General features: G+C 39.7%; 18 protein-coding genes and 1 pseudogene. 12 read left to right on the top strand and 7 right to left on the bottom strand.

Annotation, left to right across the window (positions count from 1 at the left end):
* From F3G88_RS10140 to mraY, 7 genes and pseudogenes are all read right to left on the bottom strand, one after another.
* Positions 1 to 502 (bottom strand): annotated as a pseudogene (locus F3G88_RS10140) (hypothetical protein); the annotation flags it as partial.
* A 78-nt stretch (positions 503 to 580) separates the two neighbouring features.
* A complete protein-coding gene (locus F3G88_RS00170; protein WP_149715072.1) occupies positions 581 to 991 on the bottom strand; it encodes a hypothetical protein in 411 nt (136 codons plus the stop codon).
* A 17-nt stretch (positions 992 to 1,008) separates the two neighbouring features.
* Positions 1,009 to 1,479: a hypothetical protein gene (locus F3G88_RS00165; protein WP_149715071.1), complete on the bottom strand. Its 471-nt coding sequence runs from the start codon at positions 1,477 to 1,479 to the stop codon at positions 1,009 to 1,011.
* On the bottom strand, positions 1,476 to 4,946 hold the full coding sequence (locus F3G88_RS10370) for a M23 family metallopeptidase (RefSeq protein WP_223228689.1): 3,471 nt from the start codon (positions 4,944 to 4,946) through the stop codon (positions 1,476 to 1,478). Before F3G88_RS10370 ends, F3G88_RS00165 begins: the two co-directional genes overlap by 4 nt.
* A gap of 148 nt (positions 4,947 to 5,094) precedes the next feature.
* Complete coding sequence (gene murD, locus F3G88_RS00155; protein ID WP_149715070.1) at positions 5,095 to 6,312, bottom strand: UDP-N-acetylmuramoyl-L-alanine--D-glutamate ligase; 1,218 nt, start codon at positions 6,310 to 6,312, stop codon at positions 5,095 to 5,097.
* Between the two features lie 4 nt (positions 6,313 to 6,316).
* On the bottom strand, positions 6,317 to 6,832 hold the full coding sequence (locus tag F3G88_RS00150) for a hypothetical protein (RefSeq protein ID WP_103573098.1): 516 nt from the start codon (positions 6,830 to 6,832) through the stop codon (positions 6,317 to 6,319).
* Positions 6,833 to 6,835: 3 nt separating this feature from the next.
* Entirely contained in the window at positions 6,836 to 7,900 is a 1,065-nt protein-coding gene (mraY, locus tag F3G88_RS00145; protein WP_103573138.1) for a phospho-N-acetylmuramoyl-pentapeptide-transferase, read from the bottom strand.
* A 79-nt stretch (positions 7,901 to 7,979) separates the two neighbouring features.
* Here mraY and gpmI point away from each other — a divergent pair, with 79 nt between their 5' ends.
* The 12 genes from gpmI to iadA all read left to right on the top strand — a co-directional run bounded on the left by gpmI (position 7,980) and on the right by iadA (position 17,936).
* The gene (gpmI, locus tag F3G88_RS00140) at positions 7,980 to 9,443 is read left to right on the top strand and encodes a 2,3-bisphosphoglycerate-independent phosphoglycerate mutase (protein WP_149715069.1); all 1,464 of its coding nucleotides are present in this window, start codon (positions 7,980 to 7,982) and stop codon (positions 9,441 to 9,443) included.
* A 36-nt stretch (positions 9,444 to 9,479) separates the two neighbouring features.
* Complete coding sequence (fabG, locus tag F3G88_RS00135; protein ID WP_021083753.1) at positions 9,480 to 10,223, top strand: 3-oxoacyl-ACP reductase FabG; 744 nt, start codon at positions 9,480 to 9,482, stop codon at positions 10,221 to 10,223.
* 86 nt (positions 10,224 to 10,309) lie between these two features.
* Positions 10,310 to 10,543, top strand: a complete 234-nt coding sequence (gene acpP, locus F3G88_RS00130; protein WP_002941395.1) for an acyl carrier protein — start codon at positions 10,310 to 10,312, stop codon at positions 10,541 to 10,543.
* Between the two features lie 34 nt (positions 10,544 to 10,577).
* Positions 10,578 to 11,789, top strand: coding sequence for a beta-ketoacyl-ACP synthase II (locus tag F3G88_RS00125; RefSeq protein WP_087582861.1), 1,212 nt, complete (start codon positions 10,578 to 10,580; stop codon positions 11,787 to 11,789).
* Between the two features lies 1 nt (position 11,790).
* On the top strand, positions 11,791 to 12,726 hold the full coding sequence (gene accA, locus F3G88_RS00120; RefSeq protein WP_087582860.1) for an acetyl-CoA carboxylase carboxyl transferase subunit alpha: 936 nt from the start codon (positions 11,791 to 11,793) through the stop codon (positions 12,724 to 12,726).
* Between the two features lie 202 nt (positions 12,727 to 12,928).
* On the top strand, positions 12,929 to 13,783 hold the full coding sequence (locus F3G88_RS00115; protein WP_149715068.1) for a CbrC family protein: 855 nt from the start codon (positions 12,929 to 12,931) through the stop codon (positions 13,781 to 13,783).
* A 12-nt stretch (positions 13,784 to 13,795) separates the two neighbouring features.
* Entirely contained in the window at positions 13,796 to 14,638 is an 843-nt protein-coding gene (locus F3G88_RS00110; RefSeq protein WP_103566647.1) for a YwqG family protein, read from the top strand.
* A gap of 36 nt (positions 14,639 to 14,674) precedes the next feature.
* Positions 14,675 to 15,001: a hypothetical protein gene (locus F3G88_RS10365; RefSeq protein WP_223228688.1), complete on the top strand. Its 327-nt coding sequence runs from the start codon at positions 14,675 to 14,677 to the stop codon at positions 14,999 to 15,001.
* Between the two features lie 241 nt (positions 15,002 to 15,242).
* A complete protein-coding gene (locus F3G88_RS00100) occupies positions 15,243 to 15,857 on the top strand; it encodes a riboflavin synthase (protein WP_149715067.1) in 615 nt (204 codons plus the stop codon).
* A 10-nt stretch (positions 15,858 to 15,867) separates the two neighbouring features.
* Positions 15,868 to 16,587: a peptidoglycan editing factor PgeF gene (gene pgeF, locus F3G88_RS00095; protein WP_149715066.1), complete on the top strand. Its 720-nt coding sequence runs from the start codon at positions 15,868 to 15,870 to the stop codon at positions 16,585 to 16,587.
* Positions 16,577 to 16,786, top strand: coding sequence for a hypothetical protein (locus F3G88_RS00090; RefSeq protein ID WP_002941393.1), 210 nt, complete (start codon positions 16,577 to 16,579; stop codon positions 16,784 to 16,786). The genes pgeF and F3G88_RS00090 overlap by 11 nt, the downstream gene beginning before the upstream one ends.
* Positions 16,787 to 16,796: 10 nt before the next feature.
* A complete protein-coding gene (gene iadA, locus F3G88_RS00085; RefSeq protein ID WP_149715065.1) occupies positions 16,797 to 17,936 on the top strand; it encodes a beta-aspartyl-peptidase in 1,140 nt (379 codons plus the stop codon).
* The last annotated feature ends 3 nt before the right edge of the window (positions 17,937 to 17,939 follow it).

The following is a 17,939-nucleotide window of genomic DNA, read 5'->3' as shown; positions in this document are numbered from 1 at the left end:
CGTTTTTATAAAGAAGTAAAGCTAGTTTAGCAGTATAGCTTCTGTAGTGTGATTTTATGCAGTGAATAGTATTTGACATAACATCAGTATCGTTGCAATTTACCTCAAATTTTTTATAACTACGTGCTATGCACTTTTTCTTACTGTTTTTTATCCTATCTCTATTTATCTTTTCGGCTTGAACCTTTAAATTTGGTTTTTCTTTTATGATTAGATTATAAAGATCAGCAAAATAGTTATCTCTAAAAGAGTTATAGTCTGACTGACATATTAAATCTTCTAAAGAGTACTTTTTAAATTTATACTTGCCACTATCGTCATAGCATTTAAAGCTAGGAGTAATAAAGTCACTGCCATAGCCTGCGTCACACGATACCAAGATATCAACCTGTCTATAATCATCACTAGCTTTCTCATAAGCTTCACCTGGCATCATAGGCTCAAATCCATATAAATTTAAGCTCATTAGAAAGCTTAATAATAGTATGTTTTTAAATTTCATTTATATCCTTATATAAATTTATTAATCAGGTAAATATCTTGATGTAAATTTATAGACATCTACATTGCTATTTTTTTCTTAAAATAACCACAATTCACAACTGTCTTCATAATGATTTATTTTTTCTGAACTATAATTCTGAACTAAAAGAGTATTTTTATTTATCCATTTAAAATCAAAGTCGTAAGAATAGTTATTTGCATCGTGGGTTATATATCTTGTGTTTTTCATACGCTCTATATCTTTTAACTCTGGTTCTGGTGGAAAAAATAACATTAAAACATAGTCTTTCCATTTATCTAATATGGTGGTTTCATAATAAGTAAACTTAGTTTCAATCCAAATTTTCTTCACAAGCTTTTTACAGTCTTTATTTAAAAATTTCTTTGGTATTGTCTTTTTCTCCCAGCTATTATCATAATCATCTATCGCAAACGATAAATTTACAGCTATAAGTAAGGCTAAGACTATTTTAAAGATTATTTTCATAAATATATCGCCTATGATTAATCAGGTAAATTCCAAGACATAAAATGATATGCATTTACTTTGTCATCTTTTTCTTCAAATAGCCATAACTCACAGCTATTTTCAGGATTGTGTTCGCTTTTAGGATCAAATAATTGAACTAAGAGAGTTTTGTTATTTATCCATTTAAAATCAAAGTCGTAAGAAAAGTTATTTGCGTCATAGGTCTTGTATCTTATATTTTTCATACGTTCTATATCTTTTAGCTCTGGTTCTGGTGCGACAAATAATTTTAAAACATAATCCTTCCATATATCCAATATGGTAGTGCTATAGTAAATATACATATATTCATTCCAAATTTTCTTCGCAAGTTTTTTACAGTCTTTATTTAAAAACTTCTTAGGTACCGCCTTTCTTTCCCAGTCGTCATCATAATTTTCTGTTGTAAATGAGGTACTTATTGCTAAAAATAAAGCTAAAACTATTTTTAAAAATGTATTTTTCATAGTATCTCTCCAAACGTGTTTTTATATCCCTCTTTTAGTATCTCTAAAGGATCTGCTAGATCCTTGCGCCTTTTAAATTTATTATTCGGGTCGTTTTTGACGGTTAGGTTACCGGAGGTATCTGCTCCATTTGTAAAATACTCAAAGTGAAGCATAGTTACTATCTCGTTTTTAATTATTTTTGGATGCTTTCCATTGTCTATCATAAACCCAGCATATCCTATAACCTGACCTTTTCTCACCTTATCACCTACTTTTACTTTTACTCTTGAAGGATCGACCTCTCCATATCTAATTATAAAGCTACCAAATTCTACTGTGTCATATTGTATCGTTATGTGATTGGTTTTATAGTAAAAAGGACCAGTTTGTATTACTTCACCATCAGCTATAGATACTATCTCTACATTTGATGTAAAAGCTAATTCATTTGCATTTGTTCTAGGTGGCATATCGGTATATAGATCTCTTGCAGCATGCTTTCTACCACCAAGTCTATCCCAATTAAATATAGCCTGACTCTGACCATTGTCTCCCAACATAAGCGTCCAGTCATATTTCATACCTTTATCATCTAAAGGCTTGATTTTTAGTGGAAAGACTATCTCATTTCCTATCTCTATCTTGACTAAGGCTTCCCTATCCCCATCCACCCACATACCTTTATCTACTCTTGTTATACTCTTTGATTCATTAAAAGAGGTTATAAAGCTATTCATATTATCTTTACTTAGTAGGTTGATACCATACTTGGTATCTTGGTTTATCTTTGTTTGACCTGTTTGGTTTGTGTTGCTTGGGTTTTGATTGTTTGCGGAATTTGCTTCATCTATGTAAATTTGATATCTCTTATTTGTCTTTTCTTCACTCTTTAGCTCTTTAGTAAGTTTGTCATCTTCATAGATATTTATATCTTGTGTAGATATATCTTTATTTATATATAAGTAGCCACTTTTATTTACTAAGGCATCATCATGATTTAGACTAGCTTTAAAGCTCTTCTCTTTTATAGCATGCTCAAACTCATATATGATGAGCTTATCATCTTTAAATTTAATATATAGAGGTATCTTTATATCTATCCTTATATGGTTTTTACTATATACGCTTTTGTATTTAAATTTATCCTTCTCCCCTTCAAGATATGCAAAAAATACTATAGTATGACCACCTTGCTTTAGCTTATCTAGATCATCTTTTTTTATAATATCTGAAATTTTAAATCTTATCTCTTTACCCTTTTGATCTTTTAAGGCTACCACATCTTTTGGATTTGATTTAGATACTTCGTTATACTCTATGGTTTTTATGACCTTATATCCCCAAAGTACCTCTTTATACCTCTTGTCTCCTTTTTCTTGTTTATATATAGCCTTTAGGCTTATCTCTTCATTTGTCTTAAATGGATACTCACTATCAGATACTACATTTACTATATGATCTGTTATATCTCTTAAAGATACCTTGTTTGTATAGCTATAACTACCACCACTTTTATCTTTATATCCTATAGATATGATAGCTGTACCAGTGTAGGCATGTATGCTTTTAGTATCATAAATTTTACTTAGATCAGATGAATAGACTATAAGCTTAGTATCTTTCTTATCATTTCTATCTATAGGTATATTAAATGTAGCCCTATATGAGTTTTTCATATCTGAGTCTTTATTTTTAACTAAAGAGCTGCTCTCATATATACTCTTATCACCGCAGTGGTGAAGATATACCTTATCTATATCACTAGCTTCACCTTTTTCGTTTTCAATGATGAGATTATCTAGTGTTAGAGCTAGGCTTGAGCTAGATGTTGATGTAGGTTCTGCATTATTACCAAGAGCTAGACGAAGCTTCAGATCAAACATGGCTGAGTCTTTATCATCTCTAAGGGTAAAGTTATTCTCCTTAGCGAAATTTAGAAGGTTGAAATTTAGATATTCGTCTTTAGATGAGGGGAGCTTAAAGTGGCTCATCTTTACAACACCATCTTCTAGCTTGTACTCTATCTCATCGCTACTTTGTCTTATGCTAGTAAAGCAAGCGCCCTTTGTCTTGTTTTTATCATCTTTGCCATCATCGTTTTCTTTATAAAGTATCACACTATCTGACTTGGTCTTTGCGTTTTTAAATTTGATATCTCTATCAGATGAAGCACCATTGTTCTCTTTCTCGTAAGTGTCAAATTTAAAGTCAGTCAGTATTAGTTCGCATAAATTTAGCTTGCCATAGTTTGGTCTGCTAGGATTTAGCTCTTTTGGGTTTAGCTCGCTGCAGTCAAATTCGCTTTGGCTAGCTAACACTATGGTAAAGTTGCTCTTTTTAGGCTGAAATATCCTAATAGGAGTAGCCGTCTTGATAGGGCAGAGTATTAGCATATCCTCTTGCTTATAAAGCTCTTCTTCTCTTCTTTTTAAGAGCTTATTTATCCTTGAAGCGTTATATGTAGAAGAGGAGGTTAAATTTACGCAGTAGATATTTTCGGTCTCAAATTTCTTTGATGTCTCAGAGCTTAAAAGAGAATTTAGCTTATCGGCAAATGGCTTAAATAGCCCCTCGCACTTTGAAGCGGTGCTGTTTGATCCCTCTTCGTCTTTTTGCATAAATTCTAAATGTGTGACGTCTTCTTTGTGTTCTTTGCCGTTTTTGTCTTTTGTTACATACATAGCTTTAGAGATATTTAGGTGGGTAAAGACATCTATGCACTCGCCAAAGCTGACGCGCTCCATGCTAGCCGTGCTAGATGAGTCGCTTAGAGCTCTGTTATTTTCGTCTGACTCGTAAAGGCCAAACTGAGCTGATATCTTTTGTCTTAAAAGTTTAAGGTTGTGTGGATTATCGCCGCTAAAGCTCTCGTGAGCTAGCCAAAACCACGCCTTAAAGCGGCTTTTACTCTTGATGTATTTTGCTAAAGCTGGGTCGATATTTTTCTTGCTACTTATGTGAAGCAGGGCAAGAAGTGCTACATGCTCTTTTGAGATCTGTGACATCCAAGATGAAGCGAGCTTGACCTCTTCTAAATTTGCAAGTGATGAGCCTCTTAGCTTCTCTTTTATATCAGCCACTAGTGGCTTTAGCTTGGACTCTAAAATGGCATTTAACTGCTCATCTTGGCTAAATTTAAACTCAGGCAACGACTCTGAGTCAGCGCCGCCAGATGCCTTTGCGTAAGCAGCCCTTGCAGCATTATTTATATCGTTAAAAAGCTTTTCTGCATCTATCTTTGAAACCACGGTTTTGCTTGTAGTGTCGGTTATGGTTTTTCTAATAGCCTCTATTACTTTTGCTTTGCTAGCACCATAAATCTGAGCGCATATCGCGTCTAGATCGTCCTTTAGGCTAAAGCTATATCCCATAAGTAGCTTGTCGTCAGAGATGAAAGGCTTATTGATATCGGCGCTATATGATAGTTTGATGATATCTATTAAGTTTTCTTTAAAATTTGCATCATTTCTAGGGGTAATTGGCATAAAATTCTTCCCTAATTTTTTCGCCAAATATTAGCATAAACTTAAAAAGTATTCAATAAAAAACTCTTATAGAGAAAATTTTTGCTTTTTTCTTTAAATTTAGTGGCAAAATTTAGACAAAACGCTAAGATCTAAAAATAACTTAAAATCAAAGAGCCCTTATAAACTCTTTAAATTTATCTCCTCGCTCGGCGTAGCTCTTAAACTGATCAAGGCTCGCAGCTGCTGGGCTTAGAAGCGCTATCTCGCCACTTTTAAGCTCTTTACTTATCTCATTTATGGCGTTTTGTAAAAAGTCGCATTTTAGAGCAGGGACGTTAAATTTAGCAGCTAAACTCATAAGCTTGTCGCTGTTTGAGCCGATGGCGTAAATTTTGACCTTAAGACCCTTTAAATTTTCAAAGAGCTCATCCATGCTAACGCCCTTGTCGTCGCCACCTAGGATCAGGTGCATGAAGTGATCTTTATAGCGTTTTACGGCTTGGATGCTCGCATCTATGTTGGTCGCTTTTGTGTCGTTTACCCAGATTCTCCCCATCTTGTCGGTGAGCTCTTCAAGCTTGTTTGCTTCAATAACAAAGGTGTTCAAAAGTGCGACGTCACAGCGGTCAAATAAAATTTTCTCCACCGCCAGTGCCAGTAGTGCATCAAGCAAAAACGGTGTTTTAAAGGCTATATTGTCTAAATTTACGCCGCAAAAACGAGCTAAGTCGCTCTCATCTTTATAGGCGATCACTTTTGCTTTGGTCGGCGTGCTAGCGTAAATTTCAGGCACGATCGCTACGCTAGTTTCGCTCATGCTAGCAAGCGGCTTTAGCTTGGCTTTTTCATACTCGCTCATGTTGCCATGCCAGCTTAGATGATCTGGCGTGATCGGCAAAAGCACGTAAATTCCTGGTGTGGCGCGCTTTGTGTAGTGAAGCGTAAATGAGCTAGTCTCAAGTATCCAAATTTTAGCGTGCGGGTTTAAATTTGCTAGCGCGATGCCGACGTTGCCTCCCATGACTGAGCCTTTGCTCTCTAGTAGGTGCTGCATCATCTTTGTGGTCGTCGTCTTACCGTTTGTGCCGCTTATCCAGACGTTAAATGGCAAATGTGCCTTATAAATTTCATAAAAATAGTCATATTCGCTGATCAAATTTTTAGCTTTTTTTATAAGCTCGTGGTGAGGCGGGATGCCAGGGCTTGGTATCTCTAGGCCGCTTTTTGCTGGGTCAAATTCGCTAACTGGCAAAAGAGCGTTGCCAAACTCGTCCTTAGAAATTTCGCTAAATTTATCATCATAGATATCCCAAAAGCCATCATTCACGAAGTTTTTAGCGATAGCTTTCGTCGTGCCACCATAGCCAAATAGTGATTTTCTCATGCTTTTATCCTCTTTTGCCCCATAAAATTTCTACTATCTCATTAGCACTTAGCTCACGCATAACGCCCTCTATCTCGCGGCGCTCAAAGAGCTCAAATCTAAACGTATCAGCAAAATTTAGCTTCAAAAATTCTGCAAAATATGCGCCTTTGCAGGCAAATTTTACTCTTATATAAAATGCCTCTAAAAAATCATCATCAAATTTAGGCACAGGCGCCAACATACGCTCCACGATCTGCCTAAGCTCGTCTTTTTTGATATCAGGCACTACTTTTGGCTCTGGCAAGGCGATGTCAAAGGCTAAATTCTCAGCCCCCTCAGCCTCCCACCACTCGTGCAGGCTAAATTTACTCATATCCTTGCCGCTGATCTTGGCTAGACGCTGCTCTACTTTGCGGTACTCTTCGCCGTCTTCATCGTCATTTTCGTCGCAATAGTCGGTGTAGGCTAAAATTTGCTCCAAAATTTCATCATATTTTTTTCTAGCACTCTCAAAGTCAGGCTCTATCTGCGCTCGCATGATCTACCTGATCTTTAGTGCCGTTAGTGCGATCAAATTTGCCAAAAGTGCGATGATCCAAAAGCGCACGATGATCTTATTTTCCGCCCAGCCTTTTATCTCAAAATGGTGATGTATAGGCGCCATGAGAAAAATTCTGCGTTTAAAAATTTTAAAACTACCCACCTGCAAGATGACGCTTAGCGTCTCAACGACAAAGATGAGGCCAATGATAATGAGCAAAATTTCGTTTTTAGTCGCAACGCCCATAAAGCCGATATATGCGCCAACGCTTAGGCTGCCGCTATCGCCCATAAAGACCTCGGCCGGATGGCAGTTAAACCACAAAAAGCCCATGAGCGAGCCAATTAGCGCAGAGGCTACGACGACGCTCTCGCCAACGCCCGCGATCTTTGGTAAAAGCAAGTACGAGCTAAAGACAGCGTGGCCACAGATGTAGGCAAAAACGCCAAGTGTTAAAAGCGAAAATATCGATGGTACGGCGGCAAGTCCGTCAAGTCCATCTGTTAAATTTACCGCATTTGAGGCTGCGACTATGACTAGCGTCCAAAAGAAAATGGCAAAAAATTTCATGTCAAAGATCGGCTGCTTGTAAAACGGCAGGTAAAACTCGGTGTTTAGCTCTTTGCTGATGTATAAAAATGCTGCGAGTAAAAAGGCGATGAGAAACTGAAAAAAGAGCTTTGCCTTTGGGCTTAGGCCGGCGTGGTTTTTGGCACCTAAAATTTTGCTGTAGTCGTCCTTGTAACCAAGCAGAGTAAAGCAAACTAGGCAAAAGAGCGAGGCTAGCACGAAAGCGTTATCAAGCCTAGCGCAGATGATCGTGGCGATCACGGCTGTAAAGACAAAGACAAGTCCGCCCATGGTTGGTGTTTTGGCCTTTTTTTGGTGAGTTTGCGGGGCAAGCTCGTAGATGGGCTGGGCGGCGTTTTTTGCCTTTGCCCAGGCGATAAATTTAGGCATCAGATAAGCTGTCAAGATAAATGCTATAAAAAACGCGATGCCAGCGCGAACGGTGATATACTGAAAAATATTAAAATTTAAAATTTCGTAGATATAGTAAAACATAGGGGCCTTTATTTTAAAAAAAAGCAATTTTAGTATAATGGCCTTAAAAATTATCTAAATTTAAGGATAAAATTTAAAAATGGCTCAAAAAACTATACTTATAATAACTGATGGCATAGGATCAAATAAAAATGGCAAATTTAACGCATTTGAGGCGGCCAAAAAGCCAAACTACGATAAATTTTTTAAAGAAATTCCAAACTCACTCATAAAAACTTCTGGAAATGCTGTGGGGCTACCTGAGGGGCAGATGGGAAATAGCGAAGTAGGGCACATGTGCATAGGAAGTGGTCGAGTTTTGTATCAAAATTTGGTCAAAATTTCACGCGGCTTTGATGACGGCTCAATAGCAGAAAATGAAGCGCTAAAAGCTCTTTTTAAAAAGTGCAAAAAAATTCACGTCATAGGGCTTTATAGCGATGGCGGCGTGCACTCTCATATGGAGCATTTTGATGGTATGTGCGAGCTTGCTAGCAAAAATGGCTGCGAGGTTTTTGCCCACGCTATCACCGATGGACGCGACGTTGGCCCAAATAGCGGTATAAATTTCATAAAAAGCTTGGAGGCTAAATTTAAGGTGGCAACCGTTTGCGGGAGATTTTACGCGATGGATAGAGATAAACGCTGGGAGCGAGTAAAAGAGGCCTATGATAGCTTGGTAAATGGGGCAAATTTAAGCGATCTAGCACCAAGCGAGTATCTACAAAAAAGCTACGATGAGGGCGTGACTGACGAGTTTGTAAAGCCAGCAAGCTTTAATGGCTTTAAGGGCATAGGCAAAGATGACGGCGTGATCTTTATAAATTTTAGAAATGATAGAGCAAGAGAGATTTGCGAGGCTTTGGGTGAAGAGAAATTTAGCGAGTTTAAGCGCCCTTTTGCTATCAAAAATCTAATCACCATGACCGAATACGACGCAAATTTTAAATTTGAAGTGCTCTTTAAAAATGAAAAGATAAAAAACACTCTAAGCGAGGTCATAGCAGAGGCTGGTCTAAGGCAGCTTCACACGGCTGAGACTGAAAAATACGCCCACGTAACCTTTTTCTTTAATGGCGGCGTCGAGGAGCTAGCCAGCAACGAAACGAGGGTGCTCATCCCTAGTCCAAAAGTAAAAACCTACGACGAAAAGCCAGAGATGAGCGCTGCTGAGGTTTGCAAAGCCGTGCTAAAGGGCATGGATGACGAGCAAGACTTTATAGTGGTAAATTTCGCAAATGGCGATATGGTGGGGCATACTGGCAACTATGAGGCCGCTATAAAGGCAGTCGAAGCGGTGGATGCGGCTCTTGGAGAAATTTACGCCAAGGCAAAAGAGAAAAACTACGCTATGATCATCACGAGCGATCACGGAAACTGCGAAGAGATGCGTGATAGCAGTGGCGAACTACTGACAAACCACACTACCTATGACGTCTTTTGCTTTGTGATGGCTGAGGGAGTTAAAGAGCTAAAAAATGGCGGTCTAAACAACATCGCACCTAGCGTTTTAAAGCTCATGGGGCTTGAAATCCCAGCTGAGATGGACGAGGCGTTATTTTAAATTTGATAATATAAGCAAAATTTATAAGGAGAATTTATGAAATTTAGTGGAAAAAACGTGCTAATAACAGGTGCAAGCAGAGGTATTGGCGCACAGATCGCAAAGACGCTTGCAAATATGGGCTTAAAAGTGTGGATAAACTACCGCTCAAAGCCTGAAATAGCAGACGCTTTGCAAGCTGAAATCGAGCAAAATGGCGGCAAGGCTGCAGTGATAAAATTTGACGCGACAGACGAAGATGAGTTTATAAAAGGTATAAATTTGATAGTTGATAGCGACGGTGAGCTAAGCTATCTCGTAAATAACGCTGGCATCACAAATGACAAGCTAGCGCTTCGCATGAAAACTAGCGAATTTACAGATGTGATAAATGCAAATTTAACTTCAGCTTTCATAGGATGTAGAGAGGCTTTGAAAGTGATGAGTAAAAAGCGCTTCGGAGCAGTCGTAAACGTCGCATCTATCGTTGGTGAGATGGGAAATGCTGGACAGGTGAATTATTCAGCCAGCAAGGGCGGACTAATCGCCATGAGTAAGAGCTTTGCAAAAGAGGGCGCAAGCAGAAATATCCGCTTTAATAGCGTAACTCCGGGCTTTATCGAGACTGATATGACGCATGGACTAAGTGATGAGGTGAAAAAAACTTATAGCGATAATATCCCGCTAAAACGCTTTGGCAGTGCTAGCGAGGTGGCCGAGGCGGTTGCATTTTTACTAAGTGATCACGCTAGCTACGTGACTGGCGAGACACTAAAAATAAACGGCGGACTTTATATGTAATGAAATTTCAACAAGTTTTGAAATTTAAAATAAATAAAAGCGTAAATATTATAAGATAACAGACATTTTTTATAAGGAGACCTTAAATGGCAGTATTTGAAGACGTAAGAGACGTAGTTGTAGAGCAACTAAGCGTAGATCCACAAGCGGTAAAACTAGAGTCTAAAATCATCGAAGATTTGGGCGCTGATTCACTTGACGTTGTAGAGCTAGTTATGGCTTTAGAAGAGAAATTTGAAGTAGAAATTCCTGATAGCGAAGCAGAGAAATTAGTAAGCATTCAAGACGTTGTAAATTATATAGAAAAACTAGGCAAATAATTTAAATTTGCATAGTTTGATTTAAGGAGATGTATTGAAACGAGTCGTTGTAACTGGTATTGGCATGATAAACGCACTTGGTCTTGATAAAGAGAGCTCTTTTAAGGCTATTTGCGAGGGTAAAACAGGTGTGAAAGAGATCACGAGCTTTGATGTAAGCGAATTCCCTGTTAAAATTGCTGCCGAGATAACTGATTTTGATCCAAATAGCATTTTAGACGGCAAAGAGGTGAAAAAAGTAGATCGTTTCATACAGCTTGGCATAAAAGCATCTAACGAAGCTATGGCTGATGCAAATTTTAAAGAGTTTGATGCTCATAAATTTGGTGTTAGCTCAGCTGCTGGTATAGGCGGTTTGCCAAATATTGAGAAAAACTCAATCACATATTTTGAAAAAGGCGTAAAGAGAATTTCGCCATTTTTCATCCCATCTGCACTTGTAAATATGCTAGGTGGCATAGTTTCAATAAATCACGGACTAAAAGGTCCAAATTTATCAAGCGTAACAGCTTGTGCAGCAAGCACTCATGCGATATCACAAGCTGCAAAATGCATAATGATCGGTCAAGCAACAAATATGCTAGTTATCGGCGCTGAGTCAACTATCTGTGGCGTTGGCATAGGCGGTTTTGCAGCGATGAAAGCGCTATCAACAAGAAACGATGAGCCAAGCAAAGCTTCAAGGCCATTTGATGCAAACCGCGATGGCTTTGTAATGGGCGAAGGCGCTGGCGCACTTGTGCTTGAAGAGTATGAGTCGGCTGTTGCAAGAGGCGCTAAAATTTACGCTGAAGTAGTTGGATTTGGCGAGAGCGGAGATGCACACCATATCACGTCACCAACACTTGAAGGTCCATTAAGCGCGATGAAGCAAGCACTTGATATGGCAAAAGGCATAAAGATAGACTATGTCAATGCGCATGGTACTTCAACACCAGTAAATGATAAAAATGAGACAGCTGCATTAAAGGCTGTTTTTGGTGATAAGTGCCCACCAGTTAGTTCAACTAAAGGTCAGACTGGACACTGTTTAGGCGGTGCTGGTGCGATCGAAGCTGTCATATCTATAATGGCAATGAGAGATGGCATCATCCCTCCAACGATAAACTACGAAACGCCAGATCCAGATTGCGATCTAGACTACGTTCCAAATAAAGCCAGAAAAGCTGATATAAAAGCTGTTATGAGCAACTCATTTGGCTTTGGTGGAACAAACGGCGTCGTGATATTTAAAAAGTTGGATTAAGATGTCAAATTATTTAGATTTTGAAAAGAGCATAAAGCAAATTGATGAAGATATAGCAAATGCTAAGATCAGAGGCGATGAACATGCTGTTGAAATTTTAAATAAGAACCTATCTAAAGAGATATCAAAAGTATATAAAAATTTAAACGAATATCAACGTTTGCAACTTGCTCGTCACCCAGATAGACCATATGCTATTGACTATATAAATTCATTTTTAGTTGATGGCTATGAGATCCATGGCGATAGGGCATTTCGCGATGACCCAGCAATAGTCTGCTACATCGGCTATATCGGAGGCAAAAAGACTGTCGTTATAGGTGAGCAAAAAGGTCGTGGCACTAAAAATAAACTAAAAAGAAATTTTGGTATGCCTCATCCAGAGGGTTACCGAAAGGCTTTACGCGTAGCAAAATTGGCTGAGAAATTTAACCTACCTATCTTATTTTTGATAGACACTCCGGGTGCATATCCTGGCGTTGGTGCTGAAGAGCGAGGTCAAAGCGAGGCCATAGCTAGAAATTTATTTGAATTTGCAAATTTAAAAACTCCAATAATAGCTGTCGTTATCGGCGAAGGTGGAAGCGGCGGTGCTTTAGCTATTGGCGTGGCTGATAGACTTGCTATGATGAAAAACTCTGTCTTTTCAGTCATCTCGCCAGAGGGTTGTGCTGCGATACTTTGGAACGACCCAGCTAAACAAGAGCAAGCTACAAAATCTATGAAGATAACGGCTGATGACTTAAAAAATTTATCGCTTATAGATGACGTGATAAACGAGCCGATAAATGGAGCCCATAGAGATAAAGACGGTGCTGCAAAAGCACTTGCAAACTACTTCATCTCAGAGCTAGCTGAGCTTGAGAAGCTTGATATAAACGAGCTTGTCGCAAAAAGAATAGACAAAATCCTCTCTATCGGAGCTTATGAAGAGTAAAATTTATAGTCACAAGTGAGTTGAAATTTAAGTAAATTTGCTTGCGGCTCTCCTTTGCATTAAATTTAATACGCTTTTTTAATTTTAAAAAATGAAATAATTTTATATTTTTATCGCAATCTTATAAATTTTAATAACTCATCTATGCGACTTTTAAGTGTTTAAGGCTAAAATTCTTAGCAATTTTAAACAAAGGTCATTTGTGGATAAATTTCAAGAAAAATATATAAAACTTTCAAAAGATTACTACAAAAATAACGGCAATGCAGCAAGCGTAGAGGCTTTGTATCAGTTTAAAGAAGAGCTTGAAGCAAGCAAGGACGTGCAGGCAAAACACGTTTTAGTAGATATTTATCAGCTTTTGTCTATGCAAAAGAGCGCTTATGAGCTACTTTTAAAGATACACGATAAAAACGACAAAAAGCAGCTAAAAACGCTTGGTTACCTTTCGCAGTTTATGGATGAGGGCGACAAATGGGCTGTGCCAAGACCAAAGAGTAAAGAGCAAATTTTAGCCCAAAAGGCAAAGGCTGCCAAGTTGCCAAAATTTCGCTATCACCCAGAGCCTTTAAAAACTGGTGCATTTAAAGATGATATGAGTGTCACTTGTGAGTGCTGCGGCGAAAACACTGAAATTTACTATGATAACGGCATCTATAGCGAGCAAGACGTTACCTATCTTTGCCCAGCTTGCATCGCAAATGGCGAAGCTGCTAAGAAATTTGACGCTACCTTTGTGCAAGACGCCGACCAACTCGCCACGGATGACGCCAAAAAAGATGAGGAGCTTTTTAGAAGAACACCTGGCTATGAGAGCTGGCAGGGCGAGCACTGGGTGGTGTGCTGTGATGATTATTGCGCATTTCTGGGCGATGTGGGCACGAAGGAGCTTGAGGAGCTTGGCATTGCAGACGAGGTTTTTGATGACTACGCAAAAAGAGACGAGTATGACGTCAAAATGGCGCGCGAGGTGCTTGTAGCTGGCGGCAACTTTGCTGGGTATTTGTTTCGCTGCTTGCACTGCAAAAAGTATCACATCTACATTGATGCTTGCTAGAAAGGTAAAAATATGGATCTAAATGAAATTTATAAAGGCTGCAAAGAGCGCGGTCTGGAGGGGCTTTTTGAGTTTTTAAAGCCAATGGCTAAAAATGCTATAAAGATAGATGCTCAGGCTAAAGATGACGATGATATCGCTGTTGGAGCGTCTAAATTTGGCGGACAGCCGGATCTGCCAGCTAGCGTGCCTTGGCCGTCAAATGAAAACGGCGCGCTTAGCTTTGTGGCGCAGATAAATTTTGCTGAAACTAGCAAATTTGACACCGACGGGTTGCTACCAAAAAGTGGCATGCTCTATCTTTTTTATGATATAAATTTACGGATTTGGGGTTACGACCCTGCTGATAAAAAGGGCTTTGCCGTGATCTTTGCCGAGGCAGCTCAAGACCAGCTTGCTCGCCAAAACATGGATGGCGGAAATTTCACATTTGGCGCACGCTCTCTTAGCTTTAAAAACGAGCTAAATTTGCCAAGTTTGCAAAGCTCGATCGTGCCATTTGGTAAATTTAGTGAGGAGGAGTGGGCGGCATATCACGAGGTCATCGAGCCAAGCTGGCAGGCCAAAGAAAACAAGCTACTTGGTCACTCTGACAACATCCAAGACGGCATGGAGCTAGAGTGTGAGCTCGTAGCAAATGGCCTTGACTGCGGCGATGGTAGCGCTTATCACCACCAAAATATCGCTGAGTTTGAGAAAAATGCCGCCCAGTGGCAGCTGCTTTTGCAGATAGATAGCGACTGGGAAAGCGACATGGACTGGGACGGAGAGGGCAGAATTTATCTGTGGATAAAGAGGGATGACCTGGCGGTGCGCAACTTTAGCAAGACGTGGCTAGTTTTACAGACGAGCTAATTATGAAAACTTATTAAGATCGCTTTTTTTGTATCATTGGCAATCCTTTTAAAGGGATTTATACCTAAAATTTCATCACGTAGGCACTTTCTTGCTACGACTGCTTTGCTTGCAGTAAGTGCCATTTTGCCTACTTTTGCTTACATATCGCCCACAAAAGGTCAAAACCAAACAAATTTAAAAAAGATGATTAAAAATATCGTTTTAGTTCATGGCACATTTGTCGATGGCTCTTGCTACGCTGAGTTGATCCACCACTTGCAAGAAGCTGGCATTAACGCCGTTGCTGTGCAAAATCCGCTAACTTCGCTTGCAGCAGCGTTTTACAAAGCAGATAAATGCAAAGACAAAAGAGCTTGGTAGCGGACATCTTTTGATGATCTCAAAGCCAAAAGGGCTGACAAACTGGCTCATTGAGATTGCAAATTTGATCTAAATTTATAAAACAAGCCACTTTAAATGAGTGGCTTGAGGCTAAATTTTGCCAGTATTTTTACCCATCAAAGCTTTAAATTTATATTTTCTTTTTATAAAATACCAAGCTTATCGATGCCCAAATTTAGGCAAAATTTAGTAAAATCCTTAAAAAATTTAAAGGCAAAATATGTTTAATGGCTTAATCAGAGAGCTTGCCGAGGTCATTAGCTACTCGCAAAATGTTTTACGGCTAAAGGCTAAATTTCGCCCAAATTTAGGCGACAGTATCGCAGTAAATGGCGCATGCTTAAGTGTAACCAAACTATATGATGATGGCTTTAGCGTGGAGCTAAGCGCAGAGAGCAGGGCAAATGTCGCGGTTGAAAATTTAGCTGGCAGGGTTCATATAGAGCCAGCGATGAAGCTTGGCGAGCGAGTAGATGGGCATTTGATGCAGGGGCACATCGACTTTATCGGCGTGATCTCAGCTATAAAAAAGCATGAAAACGGCGTTGATTTTTACATCGACCTGCCACGTGAGGCGATGGTTCTTATGGCAAACAAGGGCTCGGTGGGCGTTGAGGGCGTGAGCCTTACGATAAATGAAATTTTGCCAAAGGGCATAAGGCTAACTATCATTCCCATCACGTTTAGAGATAGCCTTTTTGGCACTTTCAAGGTCGGCAGACGCGTAAATATCGAGAGCGACTTGCTGGCTCGCTACGTGGCTAGGATGCTTGATGCTAAGCAAAATGGCGGCCTTAGCTGGGACGAGGTCGAGAGAATTTCGAGCCTTTACTAAGCGAGCGAAGATGTGTGAAAATTTAGAGATAGTTTTTAGCCAAAGCAGGATCGTAGCTGGCTTTACAAACAGGCTTGGCGGTGTGAGTGAGGGTAAATTTAGCTCGCTAAATTTAGGCGATCATGTGGGTGATAACCTAGCAGACGTCATCAAAAATAGAGAAATTTTAGCTCAAAATTTAGGCGTGAAAAAGCTTAAATTTATGAAGCAGATCCACTCGGACAAGGTTTTTATCCTTGAAAACGAGGATGACGAGCTGCCAGAGTGCGACGCTGTGATCACAAATTTAAGCGATATTGGCATCTGCGTTTTGGTGGCGGACTGCTCGCCTGTTGTGATAATAGATGAGAGGCAGGGCGTTATTGGCGTGGCTCATGCGGGCAGAGCTGGCGTGATGCTAAAAATTTGCACAAAAGCCGTTATGCTTATGGGTGAGAAATTTGGCTCAAAAGCAGATGAGATCAGCGTCTTTGTCGGAGCAAATATAAAAGGTGGCTGCTACGAGGTGGGCGAGCTTCAGCTTGGGGAATTTAACGCATATAAGATAGGTAGAAATTTTAATATGAACACGGCTTTAAAAGATGAATTTAAGGCACTTGGGGTTAGAAATTTAAACTTTAGCGAGGTCTGCACGCACTGCGACGAGAGATATTTTTCATACCGAAGAGATGGCGTGTGCGGGCGATTTTGCGGATTTGCAGTGAAATTTAAGGATAAAAATGGGATATGAGAGCTTTAAAAATCCACTAGCGGCAAAAATAGCTCAAAATGCTAGAAATTTGGGCTTTGAACAGCTTATGAATGAAGAGTTTGTGCAGATGCTACTTAGCTCAAAAAAGATGGAGCTAAGCGCCGTGGATAGGGAAAATATCGAGCAAATTTTTATAAAACTGATGGAGATAGAAGAGAAAGTGCAACTTAGCAAATAAAGGAGAAAATATGCTTTTGCTTAAAAATGCTAATCTATACACGCCAAAATTTCTTGGCAAGTGCGATGTTTTGGTAGGTGGCGGTAAAATTTTAGCCATCGGTGATGGGCTAAGCTTTAGCGTAGAAGGGCTTGAAATTTACGACCTAAAGGGCAAGGTTTTAGCTCCAGGTCTCATTGATCAGCACGTGCATATCACCGGTGGTGGCGGCGAGGCTGGATATCACTCAAGAACGCCTGAGATCACGCTTAGTCAGATCGTAAAATATGGCACTACGACGCTTGTTGGCGTCTTGGGGACTGATGGTGTCACTAGAAGCTTGGAAAATCTCTACTCAAAAGCAAAAGCGCTCGAGTTTGAGGGCATCTCGACCTTCATTCACACTGGCTCATACGCAAGCCCCTGTGTGACATTTACCGGCGACATCGCAAAGGACCTCATACTAATCGACAAGGTGATCGGCGTAAAGATCGCACTGACGGACAACCGCGGCAGCTACGTCTCAAAAGAGGAGCTGATAAAAATCCTAAGCAAGATCCGCATAGGCGGCATGGTCTCTAAAAAAGGCGGCGTGCTTCACATGCACATGGGCGGACTAAGCGAGAAATTTGACAACGTCTTTAAGGTGATAAAAGACTATGAATTCCCAGTTCATTACTTCTCGCCGACACACTGCGCTAGGACGAAAGACCTGTTTAACGAGGCTTTGAAATTTCAAAAAATGGGTGGAAACGTCGATATCACAAGCGGCGGAAGTAAATTTGCCCCGCTTCATGAGGTGGTGGCTTACGGCCTTGAAAATGGGCTAAATTTAGAGCGCCTAACGATGAGCTCAGACGGAAACGGCAGCGTGCCTAAATTTAACGAAAATGGTGAGCTTATCGGATATGGCTGTGCGTCATGTGCGTCAAATTTAGAGGTATTGCAAGCTTTAGTGAGAAATAAAATTTTAAATATAGAAGATACTTTGGCCTTGATGAGCAAAAACGTGGCGAGATATCTAAATTTAAGCCAAAAAGGTGAGATAAAAGTGGGCAATGACGCTGATCTTTGCGTCTTTGACGAGGAGCTAAATTTATACGACGTGATCGCAAAAGGCGAGTTTTGTGTAAAAGATGAAAAGGTCGTTAAAAAAGGCTTTTTTGAGTAAATT

It is taken from the genome of Campylobacter concisus, assembly GCF_902460675.1.
GTDB lineage: Bacteria > Campylobacterota > Campylobacteria > Campylobacterales > Campylobacteraceae > Campylobacter_A > Campylobacter_A concisus_AJ.
This window is presented reverse-complemented; position numbering and strand designations above follow the sequence as displayed.

Excerpts from the sequence above, each read along its gene's own strand:
- F3G88_RS00170 (WP_149715072.1), bottom strand. The coding sequence starts at position 991 with ATGAAAATAATCTTTAAAATAGTCTTAGCCTTACTTATAGCTGTAAAT.
- F3G88_RS00165 (WP_149715071.1), bottom strand. The coding sequence starts at position 1,479 with ATGAAAAATACATTTTTAAAAATAGTTTTAGCTTTATTTTTAGCAATA.
- F3G88_RS10370 (WP_223228689.1), bottom strand. The coding sequence starts at position 4,946 with ATGCCAATTACCCCTAGAAATGATGCAAATTTTAAAGAAAACTTAATA.
- murD (WP_149715070.1), bottom strand. The coding sequence starts at position 6,312 with ATGAGAAAATCACTATTTGGCTATGGTGGCACGACGAAAGCTATCGCT.
- F3G88_RS00150 (WP_103573098.1), bottom strand. The coding sequence starts at position 6,832 with ATGCGAGCGCAGATAGAGCCTGACTTTGAGAGTGCTAGAAAAAAATAT.
- mraY (WP_103573138.1), bottom strand. The coding sequence starts at position 7,900 with ATGTTTTACTATATCTACGAAATTTTAAATTTTAATATTTTTCAGTAT.
- gpmI (WP_149715069.1), top strand. The coding sequence starts at position 7,980 with ATGGCTCAAAAAACTATACTTATAATAACTGATGGCATAGGATCAAAT.
- fabG (WP_021083753.1), top strand. The coding sequence starts at position 9,480 with ATGAAATTTAGTGGAAAAAACGTGCTAATAACAGGTGCAAGCAGAGGT.
- acpP (WP_002941395.1), top strand. The coding sequence starts at position 10,310 with ATGGCAGTATTTGAAGACGTAAGAGACGTAGTTGTAGAGCAACTAAGC.
- accA (WP_087582860.1), top strand. The coding sequence starts at position 11,791 with ATGTCAAATTATTTAGATTTTGAAAAGAGCATAAAGCAAATTGATGAA.
- F3G88_RS00110 (WP_103566647.1), top strand. The coding sequence starts at position 13,796 with ATGGATCTAAATGAAATTTATAAAGGCTGCAAAGAGCGCGGTCTGGAG.
- F3G88_RS00100 (WP_149715067.1), top strand. The coding sequence starts at position 15,243 with ATGTTTAATGGCTTAATCAGAGAGCTTGCCGAGGTCATTAGCTACTCG.
- pgeF (WP_149715066.1), top strand. The coding sequence starts at position 15,868 with ATGTGTGAAAATTTAGAGATAGTTTTTAGCCAAAGCAGGATCGTAGCT.
- F3G88_RS00090 (WP_002941393.1), top strand. The coding sequence starts at position 16,577 with ATGGGATATGAGAGCTTTAAAAATCCACTAGCGGCAAAAATAGCTCAA.
- iadA (WP_149715065.1), top strand. The coding sequence starts at position 16,797 with ATGCTTTTGCTTAAAAATGCTAATCTATACACGCCAAAATTTCTTGGC.